Below are 7,713 nucleotides of genomic sequence, written 5' to 3' on the forward strand. Positions count from 1 at the left end.
GGTGACAATTACATCGGTGTCGGCGGAGGGCATCCAGTCAGCAATATCTGCCAGCTGGAAGTTCAGTCCCCGGTTTGCCTCCGCATGGACACCGGCCTTCGCCAGCATCGCGGCGGACGAATCGATGCCGGTGACGCGGGCTTCCGGCCAACGGCCGGCAAGGGTTGCGGTGAGGTTTCCGGGTCCACAACCCAGATCAACGACATTCAGCGCGCGGTCCGCCCGGATCCTCGCCGTGAGGTCAAAGAAAGGCCTGTCACGGTAGTCGCCGAACTGAACGTACTTCACGGGGTCCCACATCATGGTTTTGCCATGGTCGGTTGAGTGTGTGGCCATACCGCGAGCCTAATACGCCCCCGCCCGGATCCCCGGATCCCGCTGGGCACTAAGCTGGAAAACAATGAAACTCGTTGACCAGCTGCCCGTCCTGCCCGCCCCAAACACCTCCGGCGCAGGCATCGACCCGGACGCCCTCTACACACAATTTCTTGAGTGGACCGAAAGCCGGGGCCTGGAGCTGTACGCCGCCCAGGACGAAGCAATCATGGAGCTGGCCACCGGCGCCAACGTCATCCTCGCCACCCCCACAGGTTCGGGCAAGTCCCTCGTCGCCATCGCCGCCCATTTCCAGGCCATGGCCCGGGGCGAGCGGAGCTACTACACGGCCCCCATCAAGGCGCTTGTTTCGGAGAAGTTCTTTGCCCTGTGCGATATCTTCGGGGCCGAAAACGTTGGCATGATCACCGGCGACTCCGGCGTCAACCAGAGCGCACCGATCATCTGCTGCACTGCGGAGATCCTTGCCAACATCGCCCTGCGTGAAGGGGCCGGCGCCGATCTCGGTTCGGTCATCATGGACGAGTTCCACTTCTACTCCGACCCCCAGCGCGGCTGGGCCTGGCAGGTCCCGCTGCTGGAACTCCCCCAGGCACAGTTCCTCCTGATGTCCGCCACGCTGGGGGACGTCAGCCGCTTCGAGACCGGCATCACCGAACTCACCGGCCGCGCCACCACCACCGTCAGTTCAGCCGAGCGGCCCATCCCGCTGCACTACTACTACCACCAGACCCCGGTCCACGAGACCCTGGAGGAACTGCTCTCCACCCGGCAGGTACCCGTCTACGTGGTGCATTTCAGCCAGATCGAAGCGATCGACCGCGCCCAGACGCTGATGAGCATCAACGTGTGCACGCGCGAGGAAAAGGACAAGATCGCGGAGCTGATCGCCAATTTCCGTTTCGCTGCCGGTTTCGGCAAGACCCTCAACAGGCTGGTCCGTCACGGCATCGGCGTCCATCACGCCGGAATGCTGCCGAAGTACCGGCGCCTGGTGGAGCAGTTGGCGCAGGCAGGCCTCCTCAAGGTGATCTGTGGAACGGACACCCTGGGCGTGGGCATCAACGTGCCCATCCGCACCGTCCTGCTCACCGCTTTGAGCAAATACGACGGCGTACGCACCCGGCCGCTCAACTCCCGGGAGTTCCACCAGATCGCAGGACGGGCCGGCCGCGCCGGGTACGACACCGCCGGGACAGTGGTGGTCCAGGCCCCGGAGCACGTGATCGAAAACGTGAAGGCCATGGCCAAAGCCACCGCCAAATTTGGTGATGACCAGAAGAAGCTCCGCCAAGTGGTAAAGAAGAAGCCGCCGGAAGGCTTCGTCTCGTGGGGCGAGCCCACCTTCAAACGCCTGGTTGAGTCTGTGCCTGATCCCCTGAGCTCAAGTTTCAGCGTGACCCACTCGATGCTGATGAACCTGATGGAACGCCCCGGCGACCCGTTCACGGCCGCACGCCGCCTCCTGACGGAGAACCACGAATCCCGGTCCTCGCAGCTGCAGCTGATGAAGAAAGCCCTCGGGATCTACCGTGAGCTCCTCGCCGCCGAGGTGGTGGAGCGCATCCCGCCCGAACAGCAGGGCGCCGACGGCAGGACGGTCCGGCTCACAGTGCACCTCCAGCCGAACTTCGCCCTCAACCAGCCGCTCTCGCCGTTTGCGCTGGCGGCGCTGGAACTGCTCGACCCGGACTCGCCGTCGTACGCCCTGGATGTGGTGTCGGTGATCGAGGCGACGCTGGAAAAGCCCCGGCAGATTCTCTCTGCCCAGCAGAAGAAGGCCCGCGGCGAGGCGATCGCCGCGATGAAGGCCGACGGCATCGAGTACGACCAACGAATGGCGATGCTCGAGGAAGTGACCTATCCGCAGCCGCTGGCGGAGCTCCTGGGCGAAGCCTTCGAGGTCTACCGCAAAGCTGCGCCTTGGGTGGGTGACTTCGAGCTGGCTCCGAAGTCCGTGGTCCGGGACATGTACGAGCGCGCCATGAACTTCGGCGAATTCGTCCAGTTCTACGGCCTGGCCCGCTCCGAGGGAATCGTGCTGCGCTACCTCGCAGACTGCTTCAAGGCGTTGCGCCAGACCGTGCCGCAGGACCTGCTCCGGGAGGACCTGGAGGACCTCATCGCCTGGCTCGGGGAACTGGTGCGGCAGGTGGACTCCAGCCTGCTGGACGAATGGGAGGAACTGACCTCCGGTGCCGCACCCACCCCCCACGACGCACCGCCTCCCCCGCCGCCGTCGCTGACATCAAACATCCGGGCCTTCCGCGTGATGGTCCGCAACGAGATGTTCCGCCGCGTGGAACTGTTCGCCGACGAGAACGCGGCGGCGTTGGGCGAACTGGACAGCGGGGCAGGCTGGGATGCGGACCGCTGGGAGGACGTCCTGGACGACTACTTCGATGAGCACAACGACATCGGTACGGGCCCGGACGCCCGCGGACCCGGATTGCTGATCATCACAGAAGAGCCCGGACGGTGGAAGGTGCGGCAGATCTTTGATGACCCCGCGCGCAACCACGATTGGGGAATCTCCGCCGTAGTGGACCTGGCAGCCTCGGATGAGACCGGCACTGCGGTAGTCAGCGTGACAGACGTCAACAGGCTCTAGGCAGCCCACCGTGGAATCCGTCCCCGACCTCACTGGAAGCCTGCGGGCTCTGGACGCCATGAGGTCCCAGCCACCGGCACCCGTCTCTGGCCCACGGCGTTGGTGGGGTGGCCCGCTGGATGTTGAGGGGCTCGCTGCGGGGGCCGTCCAGGCCGCAGCGACGGCGCTCAATGCACTGACCGCCACCGGGCGGTATTCCAGTGCTGCAGGCCCGGTGGCGGCAGCCTTCGATTCGCTGGGCCACCTGCGGATCGGGGGAACAAAGCCCGAAGGATTTGCTCCGCTGTCCGGTTTCCGGCCGACCGCGGACGGCTGGATCCGCCTGCATGCCAACTATCCGCACCACGCTGCCCGGCTGATGGAGGCCTTCTCCGTCAGCACAGCGCAGGGCGTGGAACAAACCCTGCTGCGGTTGACCTCCCTGGAAGCGGAAGAAGCCATCGTCGCTGCCAAGGGCGTGGCCGCAGCTGTCCGCAGCCGGAACGGATGGATCACTACTCCCATGCACACGGCTGCGGCTGCAGGGCCATGGATCGCGCTCTCACGCCCTCCAGCGGCGTCCCACGGAAGCCAGCCGCCGCCGTCGTGGGTTCCCTCCGATGATCCGGTCCGCCCCCTGTCCGGGCTGAAGGTACTGGACCTGACCCGCGTGATTGCCGGTCCCACCGCAACGCGCCTCCTGGGCGCCCTCGGGGCGGACGTGCTGCGCATCGACCCGCCACAGCTTCCGGAGCTGCAGGACGCGTTCATCGACTCGGGCTTTGATAAAGGAAGCGCCCAGGCCGACTTGCGGGATCCCGGGGCGTTGGAGGCCATCAGACGCCTGGCCTTTACGGCCGACGTCGTGGTCACCGGCTACCGCGAAAGCAGCCTGGACCGTTTTGGGCTGGGACCGGATGAGTTGCTGCTTGCCCGGCCGGGACTGGTGGTGGTCAGCCTCAGCGCCTGGGGCAGCGCCGGTCCGTGGAAGGGGCGCCGCGGGTTCGACAGCCTCGTCCAGGCAGCCTGTGGCATTGCCGAACGGTATGGCAGCATCTCTGACAGCGGGTGGAAGCCCGGCGCCCTGCCGGTACAGGCACTGGACCACGCCACAGGTTATGGCCTGGCTGCGGCAGCCATGGCATTGCTGGCCGAGAGGCGCAGCAGCGGATCCGGCGGCGTGGCCCGGCTTTCCCTGGCCCGCACCGCCGAGGAACTGCTTCGGCTCCCGGCAGTGACTGCTCCCGCCGGTCCCCTGCCGGAACCGAGCTTCCGCTACCTGGACGGCCCGTATGGCCCGCTGCGGTATATCGGGCCGCCCATCCTGGCGGACGGCGTACCGCTTGACTACACCCAGGGAGCCGTCCGTTACGGCACGTCGCCGCTTCGCTGGCGCCTGGGAGCCCGGCCCGTTGTGCACGGGGACCCCTAGTAAACTCGACCCATGAGTGTAATCCGACCCGCCACCCGGCACGACGTCCCCGCAATCCTCCAGATGATCCACGAACTGGCCATCTACGAGAAAGAGCCGGACGCCGTCCGCAACACCCCGGAAAAACTCACAGATGCCCTGTTCGGCCGGAATCCCCGGGTGTTTGCCACCATGGCCGAGAACGCAGCGGGCGAAGTCCAGGGATTCGCCCTGTGGTTCCTGAATTACTCCACCTGGGAAGGCGTCCACGGCATCTACCTTGAGGACCTCTACGTCAGTCCCCACGCCCGCGGCGAGGGCCACGGCAAGGCGCTTCTGCGGCATCTGGCGGCCACCGCCGTCGACAACGGGTACGCCCGGGTCGAGTGGAGTGTCCTGGACTGGAATGAACCGTCCATCAACTTCTACCGCAGCCTCGGCGCCGGGCCCATGGACGGCTGGTCGACCTTCCGGCTGACCGGAACCGCCTTGGCGCAGTTTGGCAGCAGCGCGACGGCGGCATCCGGTGCCTGAGCAGTCGGAGCATGCCACTGCCGTCAGAACAAGGACGGAAGTCCCCCACACAGTCAGGGCACGCCACGAATTCCGCGGCATGCGCACCGCAGAACACTATTTCACCGTGCCGCTGGACCACTTCACTTCCACCAACGGCAACGGGACAGCGCCGGAGACCATTACCGTCTTTGCGCGCGAGTATGTCTCCGCAGCGCATACTGCGGCGGAGGCTGAAAAGCTTCCCTGGCTGTTGTTCCTGCAGGGCGGCCCGGGCGGGCGCGGCAACAGACTCGCCTCCCTCAACGGCTGGAGCAAGGCCGCAGCCCGTGATTTCCGGATCCTGATGCTGGACCAGCGGGGCACCGGGCTGTCATCGCCGATCGACCGGAAGACCCTGCCGCAGCGAGGGACCCCTGAGGCGCAGGCTGCGTACCTGGAGCACTTCCGGGCGGATTCCATTGTTGCCGACGCCGAACTCATCCGTACGGCACTCGGCTCCGGCCCCTGGAGCATCTACGGGCAAAGCTACGGCGGGTTCTGTGCCCTCAGCTATCTGTCCTTCGCTGCGGCCGGCGTGCGCGAGGCCCTGATCACCGGCGGGCTGGCGCCACTCTCCGGCCCCGCAGACCACGTCTACCGGGCAACCTTCCGGCGCGTCGCCGCCCGGAACACCGAATACTTCAGCTGGTACCCCGAAGACCGCCTGACAGTGGAGCGCATCGCGGCCCACCTCCGGGAGACCGCAGAGTACTTGCCCGACGGCGGCCGCCTGACCGTGGAACGGTTCCAGATGGTGGGATCGTTCCTGGGCGGCAACACCAGGGTGGACGGGCTTCATTACCTCCTGGAAGATGCTTTCAGCGGGACGGCACCGGGCGCCAGGCTCTCCGATGGTTTCCTCGAGCAGGTCCAGGGCATCGTGTCCCGCCTGGGCAATCCGCTGTACGCCCTCATGCACGAGTCCATCTACGGCCAGGGTCAGGCAAGCGGCTGGGCTGCGTGGCGGGTGCTGCAGGATTACCCCGAATTCCGTCCGGATGCCGAGCCTTTGTTGCTGACCGGCGAGATGGTCTACCCGTGGTACTTCGAGCAGGACGCGGCGCTCCGGCCGCTGCAGGAAGTGGCCGAACTCGTGGCCGGCAAAGAGGACTGGAAGCCGCTGTACGACCGGCATCAGTTGGCGGCCAATACAGTGCCGGTGGCCGCGGCGGTCTACCGCGACGACATCTACGTGGACCGCAACCTGTCGCTGGAAACCGCGGCGGCGGTCCGCGGGCTCCAGGTCTGGGAGACGGGCGACTTCCACCATGACGGCATCTCCGACGACGGCGAGGCCATTTTCGGCCGGCTGCTGGGGATGGTGCGCTCAGCCCGCAACTGACTTGCGCTGCCGCGGCACGAGAGTCAGGAAAGCGGCAACCAGTACCGTCACCGCCACCAGGCCACCGAGCATGTTCAGCCCCAGGTAGCCTGCCCAGCTGAGCACCAGCCCGGACGTTGCCCCGCCCACCGCGCCGGCGACGCCCATTAACATGTCCGAGACGCCCTGGACCACAACACGGGACTCCTGGCCCACGCTCTCAGCCAGGAGCGTGGAGCCGGAGATGGTGGACGCCGACCAGCCCAGGCCCAGCAGGATCAGGCCCACAGCAACGGCCACAGTGGACGTCTGGCCGAAGCCGGCCACCACGACTGCGGTGATCAGCGTCGTGAAGCCGATCAGGATGGTCTGCGTCCTGCCCACTTTGTCGGTCAGCCAGCCCATCACCGGGGACAGCGCGAACATCCCGGCGATATGCAGCGAAATGGTAAACCCGATGATGACCAGGACGTCGCCCGAGGCCACGTGGCCTGCATGGGATGCTGCCGGCCCTGCCACGAGCTCCTGCAGGTGCAGCGGGGTCATGGACATGACGCCCACCATGATGGCGTGGGCTCCGACGACGGCGGCCAGCGCCAGTACCGCGGCTTTTGACCCGCGGATGGCCCGCATCCCGCGGACCAGTGAGCCGCCCGGCCTTCCCTGGGTATGCGCGTTGTGGAGCGGGCCGGACCGGGGCGGCTGGGCAGCCGTGGTTCCGGGCGGGGTGGCACCCTGTGGAATGCCGCTCTGTGGGATGCCGTTTTGCCGGGCAGCGAGTTCCCTTGCCAGCAACAGCGGGTCAGGCCTGAGACCGAAAAACAGGAGGACCGTGGCCAGCAGGAGCCCGGCCGCGGAGATCACGAAGGGACCGGCAATAGGGGGCAATCCCAGGGCCACACCCACTGCCGCACCCGGCTGGATCAGGTTGGGTCCTGCGACGGCGCCGACGGTCACTGCCCACACCACGGTGGAAAGGGACCGGCCGCGGTGTTCAGGATCCGCGAGGTCGACCGCGGCGAAGCGTGCCTGAAGGCTGGCCGCGGTGCCCACGCCGATCCCGGCGGCCCCCAGTACCAGCAGGACGAACTGACCCGTCACCACTGAGAGCATGATCAGGACGGCGCCCAGAAGTGCTGCCGAGAGACCCAGGACCTGGCCGATGCGGCGTCCCCGGCGGTCGGCCAGCGAGGCAAGCGGCAGTGCAGCCAGCGCTGCACCTAAGGTCATCACGGTGGCTGCTGCGCCGGCCCACGCGGCGGAGCCTGAGAGTTCAACGGCAAGGATCGAGCCGATGGACACCGTGGCCCCGGTCCCCAGCCCGGCGAAAACCTGCGCAACGCTCAAGAGCACCACGGTGCGGCGCTGCACCTGGCGCACTCCACTGTCCGGGATCAGGGTGCGGGCCATGATCCGAGCATAGTCCTGGACGCACCGGTCCCACAGGGGGCGCGTTGACTCATAGAAAACCTCCGCGTAGCCGGATACGTTGCCTCATTT

General features: G+C 66.7%; 6 protein-coding genes. 4 read left to right on the forward strand and 2 right to left on the reverse strand.

Annotated elements, in window-relative coordinates:
* A partial coding sequence (locus DBR22_RS07625) for a methyltransferase domain-containing protein (RefSeq protein ID WP_146187426.1) occupies positions 1-303 on the reverse strand: 303 nt, incomplete at its 3' end.
* A gap of 97 nt (positions 304-400) precedes the next feature.
* Here DBR22_RS07625 and DBR22_RS07630 point away from each other — a divergent pair.
* The 4 genes from DBR22_RS07630 (at position 401) to DBR22_RS07645 (ending at position 6,234) form a co-directional block, all read left to right on the forward strand.
* Positions 401-2,947 carry a DEAD/DEAH box helicase gene (locus DBR22_RS07630; protein ID WP_108598513.1) on the forward strand — a complete coding sequence of 849 codons (2,547 nt, stop codon included), beginning with the start codon at positions 401-403 and terminating at the stop codon, positions 2,945-2,947.
* Positions 2,948-2,957: 10 nt separating this feature from the next.
* Positions 2,958-4,358 (forward strand): CoA transferase, encoded by a 1,401-nt coding sequence (locus DBR22_RS07635; protein WP_258229092.1) that lies wholly within the window; start codon positions 2,958-2,960, stop codon positions 4,356-4,358.
* Between the two features lie 12 nt (positions 4,359-4,370).
* Positions 4,371-4,871, forward strand: a complete 501-nt coding sequence (locus DBR22_RS07640) for a GNAT family N-acetyltransferase (RefSeq protein WP_108598514.1) — start codon at positions 4,371-4,373, stop codon at positions 4,869-4,871.
* Between the two features lie 79 nt (positions 4,872-4,950).
* Positions 4,951-6,234, forward strand: a complete 1,284-nt coding sequence (locus tag DBR22_RS07645) for an alpha/beta fold hydrolase (protein WP_108598515.1) — start codon at positions 4,951-4,953, stop codon at positions 6,232-6,234.
* Here the strand turns inward: DBR22_RS07645 and DBR22_RS07650 are convergent.
* Positions 6,220-7,623 (reverse strand): MFS transporter, encoded by a 1,404-nt coding sequence (locus DBR22_RS07650; protein WP_108598516.1) that lies wholly within the window; start codon positions 7,621-7,623, stop codon positions 6,220-6,222. The genes DBR22_RS07645 and DBR22_RS07650 overlap by 15 nt on opposite strands.
* Positions 7,624-7,713 lie beyond the last annotated feature (90 nt).

Origin of the sequence: Arthrobacter sp. HMWF013 (assembly GCF_003061105.1) — a bacterium.
Classification (GTDB): Bacteria; Actinomycetota; Actinomycetes; order Actinomycetales; family Micrococcaceae; genus Arthrobacter.

Coding starts and splice junctions, on each gene's coding strand:
- DBR22_RS07630 (WP_108598513.1), top strand. CDS start 401: ATGAAACTCGTTGACCAGCTGCCCGTCCTGCCCGCCCCAAACACCTCC.
- DBR22_RS07645 (WP_108598515.1), top strand. CDS start 4,951: ATGCGCACCGCAGAACACTATTTCACCGTGCCGCTGGACCACTTCACT.
- DBR22_RS07650 (WP_108598516.1), bottom strand. CDS start 7,623: ATGGCCCGCACCCTGATCCCGGACAGTGGAGTGCGCCAGGTGCAGCGC.
- DBR22_RS07640 (WP_108598514.1), top strand. CDS start 4,371: ATGAGTGTAATCCGACCCGCCACCCGGCACGACGTCCCCGCAATCCTC.